The 21,950-nt window shown below is 69.6% G+C and carries 26 protein-coding genes and 1 pseudogene; 10 read left to right on the top strand and 17 right to left on the bottom strand.

Annotated features, from left to right (window positions below; all coding sequences use genetic code 11):
• The first annotated feature begins 1 nt into the window (after position 1).
• Both PKD06_RS03915 and PKD06_RS03910 read left to right on the top strand, forming a co-directional pair.
• The gene (locus PKD06_RS03915; protein ID WP_324377795.1) at positions 2 to 742 is read left to right on the top strand and encodes a YgcG family protein; all 741 of its coding nucleotides are present in this window, start codon (positions 2 to 4) and stop codon (positions 740 to 742) included.
• A gap of 1 nt (position 743) precedes the next feature.
• A complete protein-coding gene (locus PKD06_RS03910) occupies positions 744 to 1,346 on the top strand; it encodes a hypothetical protein (RefSeq protein ID WP_324377794.1) in 603 nt (200 codons plus the stop codon).
• On the opposite strand, the gene PKD06_RS03905 is transcribed toward PKD06_RS03910, so the two are convergent.
• From PKD06_RS03905 to epmA, 4 genes are read right to left on the bottom strand one after another with little or no spacing between them, the layout of a single operon-like run.
• A complete protein-coding gene (locus PKD06_RS03905) occupies positions 1,343 to 1,780 on the bottom strand; it encodes an EamA family transporter (RefSeq protein WP_324377793.1) in 438 nt (145 codons plus the stop codon). The genes PKD06_RS03910 and PKD06_RS03905 overlap by 4 nt on opposite strands.
• Positions 1,777 to 2,760, bottom strand: a complete 984-nt coding sequence (locus PKD06_RS03900) for a lipid A biosynthesis lauroyl acyltransferase (RefSeq protein WP_324377792.1) — start codon at positions 2,758 to 2,760, stop codon at positions 1,777 to 1,779. The genes PKD06_RS03905 and PKD06_RS03900 overlap by 4 nt, the downstream gene beginning before the upstream one ends.
• A complete protein-coding gene (locus PKD06_RS03895) occupies positions 2,757 to 3,839 on the bottom strand; it encodes a lysine-2,3-aminomutase-like protein (RefSeq protein ID WP_324377791.1) in 1,083 nt (360 codons plus the stop codon). The genes PKD06_RS03900 and PKD06_RS03895 overlap by 4 nt, the downstream gene beginning before the upstream one ends.
• 52 nt (positions 3,840 to 3,891) lie before the next feature.
• On the bottom strand, positions 3,892 to 4,929 hold the full coding sequence (gene epmA, locus PKD06_RS03890; RefSeq protein ID WP_324377790.1) for an EF-P lysine aminoacylase EpmA: 1,038 nt from the start codon (positions 4,927 to 4,929) through the stop codon (positions 3,892 to 3,894).
• Between the two features lie 206 nt (positions 4,930 to 5,135).
• Here epmA and efp point away from each other — a divergent pair, with 206 nt between their 5' ends.
• Positions 5,136 to 5,702, top strand: coding sequence for an elongation factor P (efp, locus tag PKD06_RS03885; RefSeq protein WP_324377789.1), 567 nt, complete (start codon positions 5,136 to 5,138; stop codon positions 5,700 to 5,702).
• Between the two features lie 36 nt (positions 5,703 to 5,738).
• Positions 5,739 to 6,920 (top strand): aminotransferase, encoded by a 1,182-nt coding sequence (locus PKD06_RS03880; RefSeq protein ID WP_324377788.1) that lies wholly within the window; start codon positions 5,739 to 5,741, stop codon positions 6,918 to 6,920.
• A 61-nt stretch (positions 6,921 to 6,981) separates the two neighbouring features.
• Here PKD06_RS03880 and PKD06_RS03875 read toward each other — a convergent pair whose 3' ends face one another.
• Positions 6,982 to 7,293 (bottom strand): hypothetical protein, encoded by a 312-nt coding sequence (locus PKD06_RS03875; RefSeq protein ID WP_324377787.1) that lies wholly within the window; start codon positions 7,291 to 7,293, stop codon positions 6,982 to 6,984.
• A 184-nt stretch (positions 7,294 to 7,477) separates the two neighbouring features.
• Between PKD06_RS03875 and PKD06_RS03870 the strand changes: the two genes are divergently transcribed.
• The 4 genes from PKD06_RS03870 to PKD06_RS03855 are packed head-to-tail and all read left to right on the top strand — an operon-like array spanning position 7,478 to position 10,190.
• Entirely contained in the window at positions 7,478 to 7,960 is a 483-nt protein-coding gene (locus tag PKD06_RS03870; RefSeq protein WP_324377785.1) for a DUF2948 family protein, read from the top strand.
• Entirely contained in the window at positions 7,960 to 9,252 is a 1,293-nt protein-coding gene (gene hisD, locus PKD06_RS03865; protein WP_324377784.1) for a histidinol dehydrogenase, read from the top strand. Before PKD06_RS03870 ends, hisD begins: the two co-directional genes overlap by 1 nt.
• Positions 9,249 to 9,731: a UPF0262 family protein gene (locus tag PKD06_RS03860; protein ID WP_324377782.1), complete on the top strand. Its 483-nt coding sequence runs from the start codon at positions 9,249 to 9,251 to the stop codon at positions 9,729 to 9,731. Before hisD ends, PKD06_RS03860 begins: the two co-directional genes overlap by 4 nt.
• 51 nt (positions 9,732 to 9,782) lie before the next feature.
• A complete protein-coding gene (locus PKD06_RS03855; RefSeq protein WP_324377843.1) occupies positions 9,783 to 10,190 on the top strand; it encodes a low molecular weight phosphatase family protein in 408 nt (135 codons plus the stop codon).
• A 5-nt stretch (positions 10,191 to 10,195) separates the two neighbouring features.
• On the opposite strand, the gene PKD06_RS03850 is transcribed toward PKD06_RS03855, so the two are convergent.
• From PKD06_RS03850 to PKD06_RS03830, 5 genes are all read right to left on the bottom strand, one after another.
• Entirely contained in the window at positions 10,196 to 10,525 is a 330-nt protein-coding gene (locus tag PKD06_RS03850; protein ID WP_324377779.1) for an AzlD domain-containing protein, read from the bottom strand.
• Complete coding sequence (locus PKD06_RS03845) at positions 10,512 to 11,225, bottom strand: AzlC family ABC transporter permease (RefSeq protein WP_324377777.1); 714 nt, start codon at positions 11,223 to 11,225, stop codon at positions 10,512 to 10,514. The genes PKD06_RS03850 and PKD06_RS03845 overlap by 14 nt, the downstream gene beginning before the upstream one ends.
• Before the next feature lie 101 nt (positions 11,226 to 11,326).
• A complete protein-coding gene (locus tag PKD06_RS03840; RefSeq protein ID WP_324377841.1) occupies positions 11,327 to 11,620 on the bottom strand; it encodes a cytochrome c in 294 nt (97 codons plus the stop codon).
• A gap of 142 nt (positions 11,621 to 11,762) precedes the next feature.
• Positions 11,763 to 12,143 (bottom strand): glyoxalase superfamily protein, encoded by a 381-nt coding sequence (locus PKD06_RS03835; protein WP_324377775.1) that lies wholly within the window; start codon positions 12,141 to 12,143, stop codon positions 11,763 to 11,765.
• Between the two features lie 11 nt (positions 12,144 to 12,154).
• Positions 12,155 to 13,069, bottom strand: coding sequence for a DMT family transporter (locus PKD06_RS03830; protein WP_324377773.1), 915 nt, complete (start codon positions 13,067 to 13,069; stop codon positions 12,155 to 12,157).
• A gap of 179 nt (positions 13,070 to 13,248) precedes the next feature.
• On the opposite strand from PKD06_RS03830, the gene PKD06_RS03825 reads away from it, so the two are divergent.
• Complete coding sequence (locus PKD06_RS03825) at positions 13,249 to 14,451, top strand: ABC transporter substrate-binding protein (protein ID WP_324377770.1); 1,203 nt, start codon at positions 13,249 to 13,251, stop codon at positions 14,449 to 14,451.
• A 91-nt stretch (positions 14,452 to 14,542) separates the two neighbouring features.
• On the opposite strand, the gene lptB is transcribed toward PKD06_RS03825, so the two are convergent.
• The 4 genes from lptB to PKD06_RS03805 form a co-directional block, all read right to left on the bottom strand.
• A complete protein-coding gene (gene lptB, locus PKD06_RS03820) occupies positions 14,543 to 15,385 on the bottom strand; it encodes an LPS export ABC transporter ATP-binding protein (RefSeq protein ID WP_324377765.1) in 843 nt (280 codons plus the stop codon).
• A 117-nt stretch (positions 15,386 to 15,502) separates the two neighbouring features.
• Complete coding sequence (locus tag PKD06_RS03815; protein WP_324377763.1) at positions 15,503 to 16,159, bottom strand: LptA/OstA family protein; 657 nt, start codon at positions 16,157 to 16,159, stop codon at positions 15,503 to 15,505.
• The gene (gene lptC, locus PKD06_RS03810) at positions 16,156 to 16,893 is read right to left on the bottom strand and encodes an LPS export ABC transporter periplasmic protein LptC (RefSeq protein WP_324377760.1); all 738 of its coding nucleotides are present in this window, start codon (positions 16,891 to 16,893) and stop codon (positions 16,156 to 16,158) included. Before lptC ends, PKD06_RS03815 begins: the two co-directional genes overlap by 4 nt.
• Before the next feature lie 195 nt (positions 16,894 to 17,088).
• On the bottom strand, positions 17,089 to 17,700 hold the full coding sequence (locus PKD06_RS03805) for a ribonuclease D (protein WP_324377758.1): 612 nt from the start codon (positions 17,698 to 17,700) through the stop codon (positions 17,089 to 17,091).
• A 189-nt stretch (positions 17,701 to 17,889) separates the two neighbouring features.
• Between PKD06_RS03805 and PKD06_RS03800 the strand changes: the two genes are divergently transcribed.
• Positions 17,890 to 19,008, top strand: coding sequence for a polyamine ABC transporter substrate-binding protein (locus tag PKD06_RS03800; RefSeq protein ID WP_324377756.1), 1,119 nt, complete (start codon positions 17,890 to 17,892; stop codon positions 19,006 to 19,008).
• A 51-nt stretch (positions 19,009 to 19,059) separates the two neighbouring features.
• On the opposite strand, the gene PKD06_RS03795 is transcribed toward PKD06_RS03800, so the two are convergent.
• From PKD06_RS03795 to PKD06_RS03785, 3 genes and pseudogenes are all read right to left on the bottom strand, one after another.
• Positions 19,060 to 20,316, bottom strand: a complete 1,257-nt coding sequence (locus PKD06_RS03795; RefSeq protein WP_324377754.1) for an outer membrane beta-barrel protein — start codon at positions 20,314 to 20,316, stop codon at positions 19,060 to 19,062.
• A 173-nt stretch (positions 20,317 to 20,489) separates the two neighbouring features.
• Complete coding sequence (locus tag PKD06_RS03790; RefSeq protein ID WP_324377753.1) at positions 20,490 to 21,602, bottom strand: L,D-transpeptidase family protein; 1,113 nt, start codon at positions 21,600 to 21,602, stop codon at positions 20,490 to 20,492.
• Between the two features lie 163 nt (positions 21,603 to 21,765).
• Positions 21,766 to 21,950, bottom strand: a pseudogene (locus PKD06_RS03785) (S-(hydroxymethyl)glutathione dehydrogenase); the annotation flags it as partial.

Here is a 21,950-nt window from a genome sequence, read left to right as displayed (position 1 = left end):
CGTGCTGGTGCTGCTCGCTTTCGCCGCGCCGGCTCTTGCCCAGACCTTTCCCGCGCTCTCGGGGCGCGTCGTCGACCAGGCCGGCATCCTGCGGCCCGAGGACAAGCTGACCATTGAGCAGAAGCTCAAGGCATACGAGGAGAAGACCTCCGACCAGGTGGTGGTCGCGACGATCCGCTCCCTCGAAGGCTATCCGATCGAGGATTACGCCAACCGCCTCTTCCGCGCCTGGAAGCTCGGCACCAAGGAGAAGAACAACGGCGTCCTGCTGCTGGTCGCCCCGTCCGAGAAGAGGGTGCGCATCGAGGTCGGCTACGGGCTCGAGGGCGCGCTGACGGATGCCCTGACCGGGACCATCATCCGCACGGCGATCGCCCCGCGCTTCAAGACGGGAGATTTCGCCGGCGGCATCAATGCCGGGGTCGATGCGGTGCTCTCCATCCTGGCCGGGGATGCCGAGGAATGGCAGCGCAAGGGCCGGGAGCCGCGCTCCGACGCCTTCTCGGCCGCGGATTGGATCACCGTCTTCTGGGTGCTGTTCATCCTGTTCATCGTCGCCCGCGCCTTCATGCAGGAGCGGCGCGGGATCTCGCGCGCCTATCGCCGCAGCCGCGGCGGCTGGGTTGTGCTGCCCGGCCCCTCCTCGGGCTCGGGCTGGGGAGGCGGCTTCGGCGGGGGCGGAGGCGGCTTCTCGGGGGGCGGGGGATCGTCCGGCGGCGGCGGCGCCTCGGGGAGCTGGTGAGATGCTGAGCGCGGCCGATCGCGAGCGGATCGAGGAGGCGGTGCGGCGCGCCGAGCAGGGCACGGCCGGCGAGATCGTCGTGGTGGTCGCGCGCCGGGCCGGGAGCTACAAGTCCGAGCCCTTCCTCTACGGCCTCCTCGCGGCGCTCGCCGTTCCCTGGCCGCTGATCCTGGCGACGGACCTGTCGGCGCCGCGCATCTTCACGATCCAGGTGACGGTGGCGGCTTTGGTCATGGCGCTCGCTTCCTTCCTCGGGCATCGCGCGGCGCCTCTTGCGCTCAGGCGGCTGCGGGCGCGCTCGGCGGCGGCGCGCGAGTTCTTCGGCCGCGGCCTCGCCGATACGCGCGGACGCACGGGCGTCCTCCTCTACGTCGCCCTCTGCGAGCATTATGCGGAGGTGCTCGGGGACGTCGCCATCGGGCGCGAGGTCGCCGAGGAGGAATGGAAGGGCGTCATCGAGACGCTCATCCGCGGCCTCGGCGAGGGGCGGCATGCCGATGCCCTGGTCGCGGCGGTGGACGAGATCGGGGCGATCCTCGCCCGCCACCTCCCGCCGGAAGCGGAGGCGAAGGACGAGCTGCCCAACCGGGTCGTGGTGATTTAACCTCGATAGGCGACCAGCAGCGTTCCCGCGGCGATGAGGAGCACGCCGAGCCAGTTCGGCGTGGACAGCTTCTCGCCGAGAAACGCGACCCCGAAGATCGCCACCAGCACGACGCTGAGCTTGTCGATTGGTGCGACGCGGGCGGCGTCGCCGAGCTTCAGCGCCCTGAAATAGCAGATCCAGGATGCGCCCGTGGCGAGGCCGGACAGCACGAGGAAGAGATAGGTTTTCCCCGACACGGTCCCGAAGGGCTGCCATTGGCCGGTGGCGGTCAGGATGGCGCCGAGGGCGAGCAGGATGACGCAGGTGCGGATGAAGGTCGCGAAATCCGAATTGACGTTCTCGACCCCGAGCTTCGCGAAGATCGCGGTCAGGGCCGCGAAGCTCGCCGAGAGCAGCGCCCAGGCTTGCCAGGACGAGAAGGGGGAGTTCATGGCACGCCGCTCTCCTTCGCCTTCCTGGCCGCCTCCCGGGCGGCGGCTTCCTCCGCTGCCGGGCGCCAGCGCCGGTGCATCCAGAGCCATTGCTCGGGATATTCGCGCACCCAGTCCTCGACGACGCTCGTCATGGTCTGGGTCGCGCCCTTGACGTCGATCAGCCCCTCCGCGTCGCGCGGCAGGTCGAGGGCGGGGGTGATCTCGAGGCGGAAGCGATGGCCGTGCAGGCGGATCACCCGCGCCCCGTGCACCGGCACCTCGTAATGGCGGGCGAGCTTGGCCATGAGCGGGTTCGTCAGCGCCGGCCGGCCCATGAAATCGACCACGACGCCGCGCGAGAAATGCTGGTCGATGAGCTGGCCGAGATGGCCGCCGCGCTCCAGCACCGCGGCGACCGCATAGGCGGCCCCCGCGCCGGTCGAGGCGGCGAGGCCGCCCATCGTGCCCGAGCGGATCTCGGCGACGAGGCGGGCGGTGGCCGGATCGTTCGGCGGGCGGAAGATCGCGGTGGTGTCGAGGCCGAAACGGGCGGCGCAGACCGCGGGCAATTCCCAATTGCCGAGATGGGCGGAGAACAGCAGCGCGCCCTTGCCGTCCTCCAGGAGGTCGACGAAGCGCTGGATGGATTCGGCGGAGATCTCGATCCGGCCGGGCGTCGTGGCCTGCGGGTCGAAGTCGAAGATCGTGCCGAGATGCGGATATTCGCCGGCCGTGCGGCCGAGATTGCTCCAGGCCGTGCGCACGATCGCCCGGATTTCGGCTTCCGGCTTCTCCGGGAAGGCGGCGCGGACGTTCTCCAGCGCGATCCGGTTCTGCCTCACGAAGCGGCCGAAGCTGCGCGTCAGGAAGGCCCCGACATCGCTCGATCGCTCCGGCCCGAGCGCGCGGGCGAAGGCGAAGAGGCCGCGCACGACGAGCAGCATCGGCACGCCCGCGATCCAGGCCCAGGCGCGGGCGAGGGGATGGCGGGGGCTCACGCGGCATCCCCTGCCGGGGCGGGCGGATAGGGGTGGAATCCGCCGCGCGGGTCCTCGATCATCGTGCTCTCGCCGTTTCGCGTGAGATAGCCCGGCCCGATCGGCACCTTGCCGTGGCCGCCCGGGATGTCGAGCATATAGGCTGGCTGGCAGAGCCCGGAAACGGCACCGCGCAGGCTCCGCATGAGGGCCTGTCCCTCGGCGATCTCCGTGCGGAAATGGGAGGTGCCGGGGGCGAGGTCGCCATGGTGCAGGTAATAGGGCTTCACCCGGCATTCGACGAGGGCCCGGAAGAGGGCGGCGAGCGTGTCTGGATCGTCGTTGACGCCGCGCAGCAGCACCGATTGGGACACGAGCGGGATGCCCGCGCAAGCGAGGCGGGCGAGGGCGTCGCGGACCGGCGGCGTCAGCTCGTCGGCATGGTTCGCATGGACGGCGAGCCAGGTCGCCTTGCCCGGAATGTCGAGGGCCCGGACCAGCGCCGGGGTGATTCGCCCCGGTTCGACGACCGGCAGGCGCGAATGGATGCGCACGACCTTGACGTGGTCGATCCCGGCGAGCCGGGCGCCGAGTTCGGCGAGGCGGCGCGGCGAGAGGACGAGGGGATCCCCGCCGGTCAGGATCACCTCCCAGATTGCGGGACGGTCGGCGATATAGGCGAGGGCGCGGTCGAGCGCCTGTGGCGGTCGGGCCCGGGCCTTGCCGGGCCCGACCGTTTCCCGCCGGAAGCAGAAGCGGCAATAGACGGCGCAGATGCCGACGACCTTGAGCAGCACCCGGTCGGGATAGCGGTGCACGATGCCGGGCACCGGCGCATGGGCCTCGTCGCCGATCGGGTCCGCCAGCTCGCCGGGCTGCGTCTCCAGCTCCGCTTCGTGCGGCAGGAACTGGCGCGCCACCGGCCCTTCGGGGGCGGCGGAGATCAGCTCCGCGACATCCGGCGTGATCGCGACGGCGTAGCGTTCCGCGACGCGCGCCAGCGCTTCCAGGCGCTCGGGCGCGACGAGCCCGGCCCCTGCCAGGTCGGCGGGCTTACGGAGCGTGCGGTCTTCCGGGAGAAGCGGCAGGACTTGCGGCATGTCGCCGATGCTTGTGGGTTCAAGGAGCCGAGGTTGCAAGCGGGGCGCGGGCTCAGGCGACCGGCGTCCAGATCACGTCTGCGATCCTCTCGGCCCCGGCGGCCAGCATGACGAGTCGGTCGAGGCCGAGCGCGACGCCCGAGGCGTCCGGCATCGCGGCGAGCGCGGCGATGAAATCCTCGTCGAGGGGATAGCTTTCGCCGTAGAGGCGGGCCTTCTCGTCCATGTCGGCCTCGAAGCGGCGGCGCTGCTCGGCCGGATCGGTCAGCTCCCCGAAGCCGTTCGCCAGCTCGACGCCGCAGACGTAAAGCTCGAAGCGCTCGGCGAGCCTCGGATCGTCCGGGGTTGGCCGCGCGAGGGCGGCCTCGGGGATGGGGTAGCGGTCGAGCAGGGTCGGCCGGCCCTCGCCGAGGCGCGGCTCGATCCTCTCGACGAGGACGCGGCTGAACATGTCCGACCAGGTGTCGTCCTCGGCGCAGCGGATGCCGGCGGCAGCGCAGGCGGCCCTCATTGCCGCTGCGACCGGTGCGCCGGTCTCGGAGAGAGTGGCCGGAAGGTCGATGCAGGCGAGATCGCGGAACGCATCCGCGACGGCGAGCCGCTCGGGCTCCGCCGTCATGTCGCAGCGCCGGCCGCGGAAGGTCGCGACGGGGCGCCGGCCGAGTTCCGCGGCGAGACGCAGGAAGGCGACCGCGTCCTCCATCACCGCGTCGTAGGGCTCCCCGGCGCGATACCATTCGAGCATCGTGAATTCGGGATGATGCAGCGGCCCGCGCTCCCGGTTGCGATAGACATGGGCGAGCGAGAAGGGCTGCCTCTCGCCGGCCGCGAGCAGCTTCTTCAGGGCGAATTCCGGGGAGGTGTGGAGATGGAGCGCCTGCCGCCCGCTGCCGATCCCGATCTCCTCCGTCGAGAAGGCGTGGAGATGGGTCTCGTTTCCCGGCGAGATTTGCAGGGCCGCCGGGTCGATCTCGACGAAATCGCGCGCGACGAGCCAGGCGCGGATCGCCGCGACGATGCGGTTGCGCAGGAGGAGGCGGGGGCGCCGGTCCGCGTGGATATCGGCGCGCCACCAGGGGGAGGGGGTCATGGGGGGGTGCGCGGGAGACGCCCCGTCCCCTTTCCCCCCTTGTGGGGGAAATCGAGCGGCGCGAAGCGCCGACCGAAAGGGGGGGCACGCCGCCGAGGCTGCGAAGCGTCGGCCGAAAGGGGAGGGCTCACTGGCGGTCCCGCGCGAGATCGGCTAGGTCGGGCGCACTATTTCCGCCGCCGCATCCATAGCCAAGGACAGTTTCCGTGAAGGTCATCGCCTCCAGCCTCCGCAAGGGCAACGTCGTCGACGTCGACGGCAAGCTCTATGTGATCGTGACGGCCGAGAACATCCATCCGGGCAAGGGAACGCCCGTCACCCAGCTCGACATGCGCCGCATCTCGGACGGGGTGAAGGTCTCGGAGCGCTACCGCACGACCGAGCAGGTCGAGCGCGCCTATGTCGAGGATCGCGAACACACCTTCCTCTACCAGGATGCGGAGGGGTTCCACTTCATGAACCCCGAGACCTACGACCAGCTCGTCGTGCCGCAGGACGTGGTCGGCGAGGGCGCCCCCTATCTCCAGGAAGGCATGGCCTGCATGCTCTCCGTCCACGAGGGCAACCCGATCGCGCTGGAGCTGCCCGCCCGCGTCACCCTCGAGATCGTCGATACCGAGCCGACCGTGAAGGGACAGACCGCGTCCTCCTCCTACAAGCCGGCCATGCTCGCGAACGGCGTGCGGACCATGGTGCCGCCCCATGTCGCGACCGGCACGCGCATCGTGGTCATGACCGCCGACGGCTCCTATGTCGAGCGCGCCAAGGATTGATGCGGAGAGCGGATGATGGCGCGGGAGGGGGCGGCGATGGGAACCGAAGCGATGTCGCGCCTGAACCCCGACGTCGCCGCGGTCGCCTCGCCTCCCATCCCGGAGGCCCGGGCCTGGGCCGCCCGATATGACGGCCGGCTGGGGCCCGCCATCGACCTGACCCAGGCGGTGCCGGGCTACCGGCCCCATCCCGATCTCGTCGCGCGCCTGCGCGAGGCCGCGGGCGACCCGTCGAGCTTCGGCTACGGCGAGATCGTGGGCGACCTCGCCTTGCGCCAGGCCTATGCGGCCGAGCTGAACTGCCATGGCGGCGACATCCGGCCCTGTGAGGTGGCGGTCACCGCAGGCGCCAATCTCGCGGCTTTCGCGCTGACGATGCTGCTGGCGCGGGCGGGCGAGGCGGTGATGCTGCCCGTCCCGTGGTATTTCAACTATGCCATGAATTGCGGCCTGCTCGGCGTCGAGGCGGTGCCGCTGCCCTGCCGGGCGGAGGCGGGCTTCGTGCCCGATGCCGCCGAGGCCGAGCGGCTCCTCACCGACCGCGTGCGCGCGATCTTCCTGATCTCGCCCAACAACCCGACCGGCGCCGTCTATCCCCCGGCCACCATCGCCGCCTTCGCCGATCTGTGCCGGCGGCGCGGTATCACCCTCGTCCTCGACGAGACCTATCGCGACTTCCTGCCGAAAGGGATGGGCCGGCCGCACGATCTCTTCGCGGGCGACTGGCGCGGCCACGTGATGGGACTCGCGAGCTTCTCGAAGAGCTATTGCATGCCCGGCTACCGCGTCGGGGCGGTGGTTCTGGCCGAGGAAGCGGCGCCGCAATTCGCCAAGATCCTCGATTGCGTGCAGATCTGCGCCCCGCGCGTCGCCCAGGCCGGGCTCGCCTGGGGAATCGGCCATCTCGGCTTCTGGAGGGTGGAGAATCGCACCCTGATGGATCGGCGGGCGAAAGCCTGCATCCAGGCTTTCTCGGGGCTTTCGGGCTGGCGGATCGATGCGGTCGGGGCCTATTTCGCCTATCTGCGCCATCCCTTCGCGGGGACGCCATCCGCGCGGGTCTGCCAGGCGATGGCGGAGCGGCGCGGCGTCCTCACGCTGCCGGGCAGCGCCTTCGGGCCGGGGCAGGAGGACTACATCCGGCTCGCCTTCGCCAATGTCGACGAGCACCGCCTGGCCGAAGCGGCGGGGCGGCTGCGGAGCCTGCGCCTGGATTGATCCGAAGCCAGGAATGAGGACCGGCGGAGACCTTCCCCGGCCGGTCCTGTCTCGGCGGGCCTCAGCCCGCATTGCCTCGCTTGTAGCCGAAGCCCGGCACGACGCAGCCGCAGGGAGTGCCGCGCGGAACCACGCCGCCGATCGGGCAGGGCCCGCGGGCGGTCACGCAGACCGTGCTCGGGCGGTAGCGGGGACGCGGCGGCGGCCCGTAGGGATTGCCGTAGCGGGGCGGCGGCCCGTAGCCCGGAGGGTGGCCGTAGCCCGGAGGAGGCCCGTAGCCCGAAGGGGGGCCGTATTGGTAATATTGCGCCGCGGCCGGCATCAGGGCCGAGCCGGCGAGCAGCAGCGCCGCCGCCAGAAAGATTTGCCTCATCCGAAGACCTCCTGAAATAGCTTCGCAGGCGAATGCTGGCCCCAGGAATGCCAGGATGGCGCGCACGCGTCCACACCCGGCTTCACGCGAAGTGTCGGGGACGCCCGCGCCTTTCGGGCTCGCACCGGTTGCGGGCTCGCCGGGCCATCGCTATCTGCCGAAAGTCATGATGGGCGATCGCGCCATGTCTGAAACCAGAACCTCTGAAACCGGAGCCGCGTCCCCGCGTCCCGCGGCCGGGCCGTTGCGCCTCGTCGCCTTCGATGGGGAGGATCTGGCGGTCGTCTCCGCGCATCTCCAGGACGCGGTCGTGCGCGTCTGCGATCTCGCCTATATGCCCGAGCGCAACCGCTTCGTGCTCGTGGCGCGGCGCTTCGACTGGGCGTGCTGTGAGAACGATCCGCGCCGCTGCCTGTCCGGCCTGCTCTTCGACCGCGTGCTGAGGGCGCGCACGCGCGGCCTCGATCTCGGCCGGACCGACACCGCCCTCTCTCTCCTCGCCATCCGGTTCGAGGACACGACGGCGCCCTCGGGTACCGCGAGGCTCGTCTTCGCGGGCGGGCCCGAGATAGAACTTGAACTGGAATGCCTGGAGGCGCGGTTGCAGGATCTCGGCCCGGCCTGGGCGGCGAAATCGCGACCGGCCCACGATCTGGGGAACGACTGATGGCGATCCGGCTCGATGCCGGCGATCCCGGCTTCGAGCAGGGTTTCGCAAGCTTGCTCGCCTCGAAGCGCGAGGCGAGCGTGGATGTCGACCGGGCGGTCGGCGAGATCATCGCGGCGGTCCGTCGGGACGGCGACGCCGCCCTCGCCGCCTTCACCTCGAAATTCGACGGCCACGAGGTCGAGGCGGCCGGGCTGCGCATCGGGCCCGAGGAGATCGCGCGGGCGACGAGCGCGGTGGATGCCGGGCAGCGCGCGGCCCTCGTCCTGGCGCGCGATCGCATCGAAGCCTATCACCGGGCCCAGATCCCGCAGGATCACCTCGCGACCGACGCCGCGGGCGTGCGGCTCGGCTGGCGCTGGAATGCGCTCGATTCGGTCGGGCTCTATGTTCCCGGCGGCAAGGCGGCCTATCCCTCTTCCGTTCTCATGAACGCGGTGCCGGCCAAGGTCGCGGGCGTCGGGCGGATCGTGATGGTGGTGCCGACGCCGGGCGGCGAGCTGAGTCCGCTCGTCCTCGCCGCCGCGGAACTCGCCGGAATCGACGAGATCTACCGCGTCGGCGGCGCCCAGGCGGTCGCGGCCCTCGCCTACGGCACGGAAACGATCCGGCCCGTGGTCAAGATCGTGGGCCCCGGCAACGCCTATGTGGCCGCGGCCAAGCGGCGCGTCTTCGGGCAGGTCGGGATCGACATGATCGCCGGCCCCTCCGAGGTCCTCGTCCTCGCCGATGCGAGCGCGCGGCCGGACTGGGTCGCGGCCGACCTCCTGGCCCAGGCCGAGCACGACGAGGCGGCTCAGGCCATTCTCGTCACCGATTCCTCCGCCCTGGCGCGGGAGGTCGAAGCGGCCGTGGAGCGCCAGCTCGCCACCTTGCCCCGCCGCGAGGTCGCCGCCGCGAGCTGGCGCGACCACGGCGCGGTCATCCTCGTGCCGCGCCTCGCCGACGCCCTGCCGCTGGTCGACCGCGTCGCGCCCGAGCATCTGGAAATCGAGGCGGAGGATGCGGAGGCGCTCGCGGACCGGGTCCGCAATGCGGGCGCCATCTTCCTCGGCTCGCATACGCCCGAGGCGGTCGGAGACTACGTCGCCGGCTCGAACCACGTCCTGCCGACGGCGCGCTCGGCGCGCTTCTCGTCGAGCCTCGGCGTGCTCGATTTCATGAAGCGCATCTCGGTCCTGCGCTGCGACCCGGCGGCGCTCGCGGCGATCGGGCCGGCGGCGATCACGCTGGGGCGGGCCGAGGGACTGGAAGGCCATGCGCGCTCGATCGAGATGAGGATCGCAGGGTGAGCGGACAGAACGGCAGCAGGCGGCTCGCGGCCGTCACCCTCGACGAGGGCCTGGTCGGGCGCGGCCATCCCGACCAGGAGCACGAGCGGGCGATCGCGATCTACGACATCGTCGAGAAGAACGACTTCTGCATTCCGGGAGGGCCCGAGGGGCCCTATCACCTCCACCTCGCCATTGCGGAGAGCAGGCTCGCCTTCGAGATCAGGCGGGAGGCCGGCGAGCCGATCATGACCCATTATCTCTCGCTGACGCCCTTCCGGCGCGTCATCCGGGACTACAAGGCCGTCTGCGAGACCTATTACGGCGCCATCCGCACCGCCTCCCCGGCCCAGATCGAGGCTATCGACATGGGACGGCGCGGGCTCCACAACGAAGCGTCGGAGCTGTTGCAGCAGCGGCTGGAGGGCAAGGTGCAGGTGGATTTCGACACGGCCCGCCGCCTGTTCACCCTCATCTTCGCCCTTCACTGGCGGGGCTAGGGTCGCGTGCCCGGCCGCGCCGAGCGCAAACGCATCCAGTCGGTCCTGTTCATGTGCGCCATGAACCAGGTGCGCTCGCCCATGGCCGAGACGCTGGCGCGGCATTATTTCGGCAAGTCCATCTACGTCCAGTCGGCCGGCATCCGGGCGGGCGGCAAGGACGGGTTCCTGATCGCCGCCCTCGACGAGATCGGCATCGACGCCTCCCGGCACAGGCCGCGGACGGTCGCCGAGCTGGAGGAATGGGAAGGGCTGAATTTCGACCTCATCGTGACGCTCTCGCCGGAGGCGCATCACAAGGCCCTCGACCTGATCCGCACCCTCGCGGCGGAGGTCGAATATTGGCCGACGCCGGATCCCACCCTCGTCCAGGGCTCGCGCGAGCAGGTGCTCGACGCCTATCGCGCGACGCGCGACGCCCTGACGGAGCGCATCCGGGAGAGGTTCAGGAGCGGATAGGGCCGCTACGGAATCCCGGCCGCGCGCAGCGCGATTGCGAGCGCGAGCCCGGCGGCGAGGGCGGCGAACTCGCTATGCGCGAGGCGCGTCACGAGGACCGCTGCCGCCACGCTCGCCATGGCCGCCGGGCCCGCCTTCACGGCGAGCGGCACGACGGTCGCCGCGACGATCGAGCCCGGCAGGGCGGCGAGCGCGCGCTCGATCACCGGCGTCAGCCGCACGCGGCTCATGATCAGGACCCCGCCGACTCGGCAGAGATAGGTCGCGAGCGCCATGGCGGCGATCACGACGGCGGGGCCGGCCGGCCCTGCGAGGATATCGTCAGGAGCGGTCATGAATCAGCGCTCCCGTGATCGCGCCGGCGAGGGAGCCGGCGACGATGAAGACATATCCCGGCACGAGCGCCTGGGTCAGGGCGGCGACCCCCGCCGCCACGGCCCAGGGAAGGCCCGAGCGGCGCGGCCCGCGCCAGAGCATCACGGCGAGGGAGGCGAGAAAGCAGGGCAGGACGAGATCGAGGCCGAAAGCCTTCGGATCCGAGATCAGCCGCCCGGCGAGATATCCGGGCACCGTCGCGCAGATCCAGACCAGCCAGGAGACGAGGCCCGCGCCGACGAAGACGCCGAAATCCCTGCCGCCTTCCGCCCGGTATTTCTCCGCGATCAGCCAGTTCGCGTCGAACAGGATGAAGAGGCTCGCGGCCTGGAGGGGCACCGGCTGCGGGCTCATCCAGGGCTGGAGCGAGGCGCCCATCAGGATGAAGCGGGCATTCACGGTCGCGGTGACCGCGACGATGGTGAGGAGCGCGCCGAGGGACCAGGCGTCGCGCCACAATTCGAGCGAGAGGAGCTGCGCGGTCCCGGCCGCGACGAACACGCTCGAGGCGAAGCTTTCCCAGAAGGTCTGGCCCTTCTGGACGGAGCCGGCGCCGAAGGCGAGCGCGAAGGCGACGAGCCCCGGCAGGCTCGGCATGGCGAGCCGGGCCCCGAGGGCGAGGCCGGACAGGGTCAAGGTGGAGGAAGAGGCGGCGGACACGGCGAAGTCTCGCCGCGCCTGTGCGGGTCCGGCGCGGCCGGGTCAAGCGCGGCGGCGCATGCCACCCCTCCGCCGCACGCTTCCCTGGAATCCAGCCGCTGCTATTCCAGCGTCTTGAGATAGGCGATCAGATCGCTCGCCTGGCCGGGATCGAGACGGAATTCCGGCATGCTCGGATGGCCGGTCCTGATTCCCTCGGCGAGGCTTTCGGCGAGGTCCTCGACCGGATAGCGCTGATGCAGGATTCGGAAAGGCGGAGCCTCGGCGAGCGGGCTCTTCCCCGTGCGGCCGATGGCGTGGCAGCGCGCGCAATTCGTCCGCACGAAATCGAAGCCGCGCTGGGCGCGCGGCTCGAGCGCCGACGCCTCGGACGCCCAGAACGCGAAGCCCATCATCGCCGCCGCCGCGGACATTCCCCAGAACCGGCCCATCAGCTCCTCGCCGCCATCCATCGAACCGGCGCGAGTCTAGGGCGGATGGCGGCGGCGGCGCTTGATCCGGGTCAAAGGGCCATCGGCGGATGGTGCGGTTCGCCGCTCACGAGGCCGCCGGCTCGCTGAAGGTGATCCGGTTGCCGAAGGGGTCGTGGACCGTCAGGTCCCGCATCCCCCAGGGCTGGGTCACGATGCCGGGCCGGCCATAGCCGTACCGCTTGGCCAGAAGCTCGGCATGAAGGGCGTCGAGGCCCTTCGTCTCGACCATGACGTGGGCGCCCGGCGAGCCGTCGCCGTGATGCTCGGAGACGTAGAGCCGAAGGCCGGCCCGCTCGATCGCCATGAACAGCGGCAGGGCGGGCTCGTGGCGGTGCTCGAAGACGACCGAGAAGCCGAGCCAGTCGAGATAGAATTCGCGCGCCTTCGCGACGTCGAACATGCGCAGGATCGGAATCGCCCTCGCGAATTGCGGTGCATCGGTCACGGAACCCCTCCTCAAGCCAGGCCGGGCTTCCGCTCGGCGAGCCAGATGCCGCCGAGGACCAAAGCCAGCCCCACCGCATGATAGAGGCCGAAATGCTCCCCGAGCAAAACGACCCCGAGACAGGCCGCGACCACCGGAATGAGGTTCATGAACAGGCCGGCCCGGTTGGGGCCGATCAGCTGCACGGCCCGCATATAGGCCATCTGGCACAGGAGGGAAGGCACGATGCCGATATAGAGGATCAGCGCCCAGCCCGAGAGGTCCGGCGGCTGCGCCGCCCCCCGCGCGATCTCGACGGCGAGGAGGGGCAGCGACGTCGCCAGCGCCGCGAGGGCCATCGCGGCGAAGAAGGCGACGGGGGACATCGGCGGCCGCCGGCGCAGCCCGACCGTGTAGCCGGCATAGAGCGCCGAGGCGACGACGATGCCGACATCGCCGATATTGAAGGCGAAGCTGCGCAGGACCTCCCACGAGCCCCGGCTCGCGACGACGGCGACGCCCGCGACGGTCACGACGAGCCCCACGGCCTGGAGGCCCGTGATGCGGCTCCGATAGGCCAGATAGGCCATGCCCATGACGAGGGCCGGCGTGACGCCCTGGATGACGCCCATGTTCACCGCGCTCGTATAATGGGCGGACCAGTAGAAGATCGCGTTGAAGACGGTGTAGCCCAGGGCTCCCATGCAGAAGACATAGGGCCAGTGGGAGGAGATGGAGCGCCATTCCGCCCGCAGCGCCCGGCCGGCCAGGGCGCCGAGCAGCAGCACCACGACGAGCCAGCGCAAGGTGACGATCATCATGGGCGAGATGTGCCCCACCGCGAGCCGCCCGGCCACGGCATTGCCGGCCCAGCCGATCGTCGTCAGCCAGAGCAGAAGATAGGGCCGGCCCGTCAGGGCGCCCAGGAACCCCGGGGGCGTCGCCATGCCCCCGCTTACGGGGTGCGAGGACGCGGCTCAATCGGCGGCGGGCGCAACCCTGCCCCTCGCGGCCACGCCTGCCGGCCGCGCCGTCCGGGCCGGGCCGAAAGGACGAGGCCGGCCTGCTTGACACCCCCAGGCCACCCGGCTTTTCCAGGAAGGCTCATCAATTCGGGGAAACGCTCATGTCACGACTTCTCGGCCTTGCGGCCGGCGCGGCTCTCGCGCTGGCGCCGGCGCTGGCCAGCGCCCAGGTTTCAGGCAACGTGGTCAAGATCGGCGTCCTGAACGACCAGTCCGGCGTCTATGCCGATTTCGGCGGCAAGGGCTCCGTCGAGGCGGCCCGCATGGCGGTGGCCGATTTTGGCGGCACGGTGCTCGGCAAGCCGATCGAGGTCGTCTCGGCGGACCACCAGAACAAGCCCGACGTCGCCTCGACCATCGCCCGCGGCTGGTACGACAATGACGGCGTGGACACCATCGTCGAGCTGACGGCCTCCTCGGTCGCCCTCGCCGTGCAGCAGCTCTCGCTCGAGAAGAAGAAGATCACCCTCACCTCGGGCGCGGCGAGCTCCGACCTGACGGGCAAGGCCTGCACGCCCTATGGCTTCCACTGGGCCTACGACACCCGCGCCCTCGCGGTCGGCACTGGCGGCTCGCTCGTGGAGACGGGCGGCGACACCTGGTTCTTCCTGACCGCCGACTACGCCTTCGGCCATGCGCTCGAGGCGGACGTGACGAAATACGTCACCTCCAAGGGCGGCAAGGTGCTCGGCGCCGTCCGCCATCCGCTCGCCACCAACGACTTCTCCTCCTTCCTGCTCCAGGCCCAGGCGTCGAAGGCCAAGATCATCGGCCTCGCCAATGCCGGCGGCGACACCACCAACGCGATCAAGGCAGCCTCCGAGTTCGGCATCGTGCAGGGCGGCCAGCGCCTCGCCGCGCTGCTCCTCACGCTGGCCGAGGTGCACGGGCTCGGCCTCCAGGCCGCCCAGGGCATCGTGCTGACGGAAGGCTTCTACTGGGACATGGACGACCAGACCCGCGCCTTCGGGAAGCGCTTCTTCGAGAAGACCGGGCGCATGCCGAACATGGTCCAGGCGGGCACCTATTCCTCGGTGCTGCAATATCTGAAGGCCGTCCAGGCCGCCGGCACCGACGAGTCGGACGCGGTCGCCCGCAAGCTGCACGAGCTGCCGGTCGACGACTTCTTCGCCAAGGGCGGGAAGGTGCTCCCGAACGGCCGCATGGTGCACGACATGTACCTGTTCCAGGTCAAGACGCCGGCCGAGTCGAAGCAGCCCTGGGATTATTACAAGCAGCTCGCCACCATCAAGGGCGAGCAGGCCTTCGCGACCCTGGCCGAGAGCGGCTGCCCGCTGAAATAGAGCGATCGCCCGTCTTCCCGCCTCGTCGTGGCCGGGCTCGTCCCGGCCACGACGCTCGGGAGAGAACGGGCAGGCCGGCCCGAACGGCCGCTCACATGCGAAAATCCTCGCCGAGATAGAGCCGGCGGACTTCCTCGTTGGCGATGATCTCGTCCGGCAGGCCCTCGGTGAGGACGCGCCCGGAATGGATGATATAGGCCCGGTCCGTGAGGGCCAGGGTCTCGCGGACGTTGTGGTCGGTGATCAGCACGCCGATGCCGCGCGCCTTCAGGTGATGCACGAGATCCTGGATGTCGCCGACCGCGATCGGATCGATGCCCGCGAAGGGCTCGTCGAGCAGCATGAAGGAAGGCTCGCCCGCCAGCGCGCGCGCGATCTCGCAGCGCCGCCGCTCGCCGCCCGAGAGCGCGATGGAGGGGGCCTTGCGCAGCCGCGCGATGTCGAATTCCTCGAGCAATTGCTCGAGCTTGCGGGCGCGCTCCTTCCTGTTCGGCTCGACCACTTCGAGCACGGCCATGATGTTGTCCTCGACGCTGAGGCCGCGGAAGATCGACGCCTCCTGCGGCAGGTAGCCGATGCCGAGGCGCGCGCGCCGGTACATGGGCAGGCGCGTGATGTCGTTGCCGTCGAGGCTGATCAGCCCGCGATCGGCGGCGACGAGGCCGGTGATCATGTAGAAGATGGTCGTCTTGCCGGCGCCGTTCGGCCCGAGGAGTCCCACCGCCTCGCCGCGGCGCAGGCCGAGCGAGGCTTCGTTGACGACCTTGCGCCCGCGATAGCTCTTCTCGAGGCCCCAGACGGCGAGGATGCCGGGCCCGCCGAATCCGCCGGGCTTCGTCCCGCCCGCGCGGGCGCCCTCGGCCTCTCCGGGCGGGGAGAGGGCGCCCGGCGCCGCGCCGCGGGCGCGATCGGTGCTCCTGGAGAACAGCTTCAAGGGAGGCGGGTCCGAAAGATGGCGGGGCCCTTGGGCAGCAGCCCCGGTTTCCGCAACGGCGATAGGGAAGGAGGGGACAGGGGGCGGGAGGCGCTCTCGCCGGGACGCGGCCCGGCTTCAGCGGCCTTTGGGCTTCTCCTTGCCCTTCCCCTTGTCGTCCGAGCCCGGCACGATCAGCGCCCGCACCCGGCCGCCCTCGATATTGGCGATCTGCGTGTTGAGGTCGTAGGCGACCCGCTCGCCGCGCGTGACGTTGGGTCCGTCGCTGAGCGTCGCGTTGCCGATCAGGAAGACCTTGTTGATCACCCGGTCGAATTCGGCGCGGTCGCCCGTGGCGGTCTGGGTCTTGGTCTTGATGACGACCGGGCCCTTGCACAGGATCTTCTTGATGGCGCTGTCCTGGGCGAGGCCGCCCGGGCTGCCGGAGCTTCCCCCGGCCGGGGCCGGCTCGCCCTTCTTGTCGCGCTTCGATTCGTAGAAGACGTTCATCTCCGAGCAGCGCATGTTGGTCTCGCCCTGCACGGCCACGACATTGCCGGTGAAGACCGCGCGGCCTTCCTTGTCGTAGACGTCGAGCCGGTCCGCATCGATCGAGATGGGCTCGCGCGAGGAGCCGAGATTGCCGAGCGCGCTCGCCCCGCCGGCCCCGCCATTGCCGCTTCCGGCTTTCCCGCCCTGGGCGGAGGCCGCGCCGGCTGCCCCGGCAAGCAGGCTCGCGAAAGCGAGGCCGAGAAGCGCGCGCCCGAGCGGCGCCGTGCGATCGAAGATGCTCATTGCCCGCTCCCGGCCTGCGCCTGGTTGACCCTCGCGGGCGCCGCCCCCGATTTGACCGAGCCCGTCCGCGTGGCGTCGTCCCGCGTCAGGACCGTCCTCACCCCGCCCGTGAAGGTGATCCGCTGGCCGTTCTCGGCCACTTCCATCGCATTGGCGTCGAGGACCAGGGTCGGCGTCGTGACCCGCACGGGCTCGCGCGAAAACCCCTTGCCCGACTTGAACTCGATCGACGCGCTCTTGAGCCGGACCTCCTCGCCCCTGTCGGTCGTGACGCGGATGTCGTCGCGCAGGTCGAGATGCTCGCTGGAGGTATCGAGGATGCCGGTGCGCGAGACGAGATAGGCGAGGGTACCCGAATCGTCCATCGCGAGCTTGGCCTTCATGTCCTTCAACTCGATGACGTTCGGCTTGCGGATATCCTGGTAGGCGACCGTGGCGGTGACCTCGTAGGGCCGGTTGTCCTTGCGGAAGCCGGTGAGGCGCGGCCTCTCCATCGCGACCTTGGAGCCCGACATGGTGATCGGCCCGACCGAGAGGCCGGGAATGCGCGAGAGCGGATTGAACATGCTCCAGGCGACCAGGATCGCGACGGCGAGCACGGAGCCGACCGGAATGGCCACCCGCAGCAGCCGCACGAGACGCGAATGGCGGCGGGCGGCTGCGAAGGTGCGGGAACGGCGCGGCGCGACGAGCCCGGTCGGGATTTCGGGCGCGAGCGCCATGCTGCTGCTCACCGTGGGACCGATCCTTGTTCCGGGGCGCCGACGAATTGCCCGCGCCCAATGGCGAAGTTATGGCTGCGCGCCAATGCGCCAGCCACGGGGTGACGCAGTTTTGATCTGGTCTTTGTCGCATTTTGCGACAAGTGCGGCGGCCATGCCGCACCCGCGCTCCAGGAATGCAAGTTCCGGGCGTCCGGTTCCCGCCTGTCAGCTATGCGAGAAGATGTCCGTTTCCCCCCAGCCGGCGAGGTCGAGGCGCGCGCGGGTGGGCAGGAAGTCGAAACAGGCCCGGGCGAGGTCGATTCGCCCCTCCCGTTCCAGCATGGCGTCGAGGCGGCGCTTGAGCGCGTGCAGGTGCAGGACGTCGGAGGCCGCATAGTCGAGCTGGGCCTGGCTCAGCGTCTCCGCCGCCCAGTCGGAGGATTGCTGGGCCTTCGACATGTCGATGCCGAGAAGCTCGCGCGAGAGGTCCTTGAGGCCGTGCCTGTCGGTATAGGTCCGCACCAGCTTCGAGGCGATCTTGGTGCAATAAACGGGCGCCGGCATCACGCCGAGGCGCAGGAAGAGCACCGCGAGGTCGAAGCGCGCGAAGTGGAAGATCTTGGTGACGCCCGGATCGGCGAGGACGCGCTTCAGGTTGGGCGCGTCGGGGGAGGGGCCGATCTGCACGACATCCGCGCTGCCGTCCCCGCGGGAGAGCTGCACGACGCAGAGCCGGTCGCGATGCGGGTTCAGGCCGAGCGTCTCGGTGTCGATCGCGATGGAGGAGCCGGGCTCGAAATCGGCCGGAAGGTCGCCGCGATGCAGGCGGACGGTCATGGACTGCGCTCGGTTTGGGCCGGAAGAGGCGGCGGAAGATCGTCCCATAGATCATTTTCCTCCCGGAAGGAGAGGGTGCGGCCGGAAAATGCGTGCGGCATCCCCTCCGAGGAAGCGGGACGCGGGCTTGTGCGCCGCACCGGGATGGCCGAGTCTGCCGGTCCTCGCCACCCGGGAGACGTGATTACGATGCCCATTCTCCGCCGCGCCTCGGCCGCGGCCAAAAGCCTGATCGCCCTCGCCCTGCCGGTCCTCCTCCTGTCGGCACCTTCCGTCCGCGCCGCGGAGAAGGTCGTCCACGTCTATAACTGGAGCGACTATATCGAGCCGCGGATGCTGGAGGCGTTCACGCACGAGACGGGCATCCGTGTCGTCTACGACACCTACGACACCAACGAGATTGTCGAGACGAAGCTGCTCGCCGGCAGGTCGGGCTATGACGTCGTGGTTCCGTCTGGGCCGTTCCTGCAACGCCTGATCAAGGCGGGCGTGTTCCGCAAGCTCGACCGGGACAGGATCCCGAACCTGAAACATGCCTGGCCGCAGATCGCCTCGCGCCTTGCGGCCTATGATCCCGGCAATCTTCACGCGGTCGACTATATGTGGGGGACGACGGGAATCGGCGTGAACGTCGCCAAGGTCCGCGAGCGGCTGGGCGACGTGCCGCTCGACAGCTGGGACGTGCTGCTCAAGCCCGAGAACGCCCGCAAGCTCAAGGATTGCGGCATCCAGGTGCTGGATTCGCCCGAGGACATCTTTCCCGGCGTCCTGAAGGCGCTCGGACGGGACCCCGATTCGCGCGCGGAGGCCGATCTGCGGGCGGCGGCGGATGCGCTGGTCGCGATCCGCTCCAACGTGCAGAAATTCCATTCCTCGGAATACATCACCGCCCTCGCCAACGGCGATATCTGCCTCGCCATCGGCTATTCGGGCGACATCCTCCAGGCGAAGAGGCGGGCGCAGGAGGCGGGGAACGGCGTCGAGATCGCCTATCACATGCCGCGCGAGGGGGCGCAGATGTGGTTCGACAGCTTCGCCGTCCCGGCCGAGGCGGACCACCCGGACGAGGCCCATGCCTTCATCGACTTCATGATGCGCCCGGAGGTGGCGGCGGCGAACACGAATCTCGTCGCCTTCGCCAGCGGCAACAAGGATGCGAAGGAGTTCGTGCGCGCCGACATCCTGAAGGACACGAACATCTATCCCCCGCCCGAGGCGATGGAACGCCTCTTCACCAACACCGCCTATGACGAGCGCACTCAGAAGCTCGTGACGCGGCTCTGGACGAAGGTGCGGACGGGACGCTGAGCGGGGGGGGCGCCCCCCGCGAGGGGAGGGCGCCCGGCGCCCTCCCGCCGGTCAGAAGACGAAGCCGGTCTCGATCAGGAAGCGCTGCTGGTCGGTCTTGTTGCCGGAGCGGCCGAAGCCCGTGCCGACCGTGCCCTGGTTGAGGTCGCCCCGCGTGATCCCGGCGAGCGAGACGATCGAATATTCGCCCCGGACGAAGAAGCGCTGGTAGGTGTAGGTCGGCGTGACCGTGAAGGAGAAGGCCGAGCTGCCCGGGCCGAAGCCGAGGAGATTCGGCGCGAGGGAATCGCGCCGGCCCGACTGCTCCGTATATTCGATGCGCCCGGCCAGCGAGATATTGTCCGTGAAGGCGTAGCTGGCCAGCAGTGCCGCGCCGAAGGTCGAGGCGCTGCCCATGATGCCGATCTTCACGTCGCGGTCGACATTGGTGTACTGCACATAGGGCGTGATGGTGAGCGGGCCGGACGAATAGGTGTAGTTGGCGCTGATGATGCCGCTGTTCTGCTGGTTCAGAGGCGTCGCGAACATGTAGCGGGCGGTCTGGTTGAACATGCTGGTGCGGCCGGCATTGAAGCCGCCGTTCACGCCGACGGTGTTCGAATCGTCGATCTTGTAGCTGAGCGAGCCGGTGAACCAGCTGATGCGGCCGGAATAGAAGCCGTCCGTGCCCGCCACCGAGAGAGACCCCGGGCCGTTGGAATAGTTGACCTGGACGCCCTGGTTGATCACGTTCTCCTGCGCGAAGAGCAGGCCGCGCTGGATGTTCTGGTTCTGGAAGGTGAAGGCCGGCTCCGTTCCGATGAGGGTCGGCAGGCGGCCGGCCTGGATCGACCATTCGTCGCTGAGGACGAGCTTGCCCCAGGCGATCGGGACGGGCCCGAAGAGGCGGTCCATCTGCTCGGTCGCGCTGAGATTCGTGGTGCCGAGCGTGGGCAGGGCATAGCCGCCGGCCATGACGAAGAACTGGAACGGGCCGTCCGCCTTCTGGGCCCAGGCGAGCAGGTTCGAATAGTCGAAGCGCTCGCGCCGGTCGCTCGAAGCCGGGCCCGACGAATAGGGGAAGGGATTCGTCCCGCTATAGCCATAGGCCGACAGCGCGGCGCCGACATAGATGTCGCCGATCGCAGGCACCGGGAAGCAATAGGGCTCGGGATTCGCCTTGATCGTGCTGCCCCAGGTCGGGGAACTCAGCTCCGCCTTGCAGCTCTCGGGAGCCTTGGGCGCCGCCGGCACATCGGCCGCCTGGGCGACGCCGCTCAGCGCAAGCGCTCCGCCCGCGACGATGGATTTCACGAAGCCCCGCTTCATCTCGAACCCCCATTCGGCCGTTTCGGCCTGATCGATGGGAGTCAGCGTGCGGGAGGCTTCCGATTTGTGCGATGCGAAATTGCAGGCATCTGCTGCCCCTTTGAGCAAACGGGGGGCGACTGTTGCAGTGCGGCGGGCGCTGTCGCAATTCCGCCACAGTTCGCCCCCGCCGGCTATTCGGCCGGCTTGGACTTGCCGTCGTGCCTGGCTGCGGCGCCCTTGCCGGGCTTCGCCGGCTTGTAGGCGAGCGGCTCGTCATGATCGGCGCTGGCGACGACGGTGCGCGAAGGCGTGCGCGAGGCGGGCTTGCCGATCCCGGCCGTCGTCATGGCGGCGAGCGAGGCCCGGGCCGGCTTCGCCCCGGCCTTCGGGGCGATCGCGACCTCCTGCCCCCCCGCCGCATAGGCGTCGGGCCGGCTCACATTGGCGGGCCGCTCCAGGGCGCCCGTACGGAAGGCGTCGTTGCCGCTGCCATCGGCATATTGCATCCGCACCGAGGGCGCACCCTGCGAGACGAGGGCGGCGATCTCGTGGTTGTCCTGGGCTTCCTTCTGCGCCACGGCCGGGGCGAGGGTCGGGTCCGCCGCGCAGCCGCCGCCGACCGTGTCGAAGGCATAGCGCCCGGCGCAGATCGCGACCTTCGGCTCGCGCTTCGTCACCTCGAAATGGTCGGAGCCCTGCTTGAGGTTCCGCCAGAAGGGCATGTTCGGATCGTCGCGGTACTTGGCGAGGTTCTCGGCCGTCATGCGGAAGGGATAGGCCTGGAACTGGAAGCTGCGCTGCCCGCCGGCGAGCGCCTCGCGAGCGATCGCATAGACTTCCGCAATGCCGGCATCGGTCATGGCGTAGCAGCCCATGGACGAGCAGTCGCCATGCACCATCAGGTACTTGCCGGTGCGGCCATGGGCGCGGTCATAGGCGTTCGGAAAGCCCGTGTCGAAGGACAGGTAATAGGAGGAATTCGGATTCATCTGGCGAGGGGTGATGTCGTAGAACCCCTCCGGCGACTGGCGGTCCCCCTCGCGCACCTTCGGGCCGAGCTGGCCCGACCAGCGGCAGATCGGGTAGCTCTTCAGCAGCGCATAATGCCCGTTGACCTTCTTCCAGACCTCCAGCTCCGATTCCTTCTTGTAGACGCGCACGAGGATCGGGTCCCTGGCGCTCATGCCCTTGGCGGTCATGAGGGCGAGGGTCTGGGTCGGGATCGGCTGGGCGGATCTGTGCGAGCCGTCGTTGCATGCGCCGAGCGCGAGGGCGACGGCGCCGGCCGCCAGAAGACGCTTCATCACTCGAGACCCCATCGGCCCGGCCGGCTTCGCGCCGGCTCGCACCCTTCGTTAGGACCGTTAAACTTACCCTCCTCTTACCACAACCGGACGGGTCGTGAGGGAGTGGTTAGCGGGGCATTAACGCCACGATCGTGGCATCCCCGTGACGTGGGGAGGTCTCTCAGTAGATCACCACCGAGCGGATCGACTTGCCCTCGTGCATGAGGTCGAAGCCGCGATTGATCTCCTCGAGCGGCATGGTGTGGGTGATCAGGTCGTCGATATTGATCTTCCCCTCCATGTACCAGTCGACGATCTTCGGCACGTCGGTGCGGCCCCTCGCGCCGCCGAAGGCGGTGCCTTTCC

Origin of the sequence: Enterovirga sp., assembly GCF_035325185.1 — a bacterium.
In the GTDB taxonomy this organism is placed as follows: Bacteria; Pseudomonadota; Alphaproteobacteria; order Rhizobiales; family Beijerinckiaceae; genus Enterovirga.
Note: the sequence above shows the minus strand (reverse complement) of the source record. Positions and strands in the feature narration are given on the sequence as shown.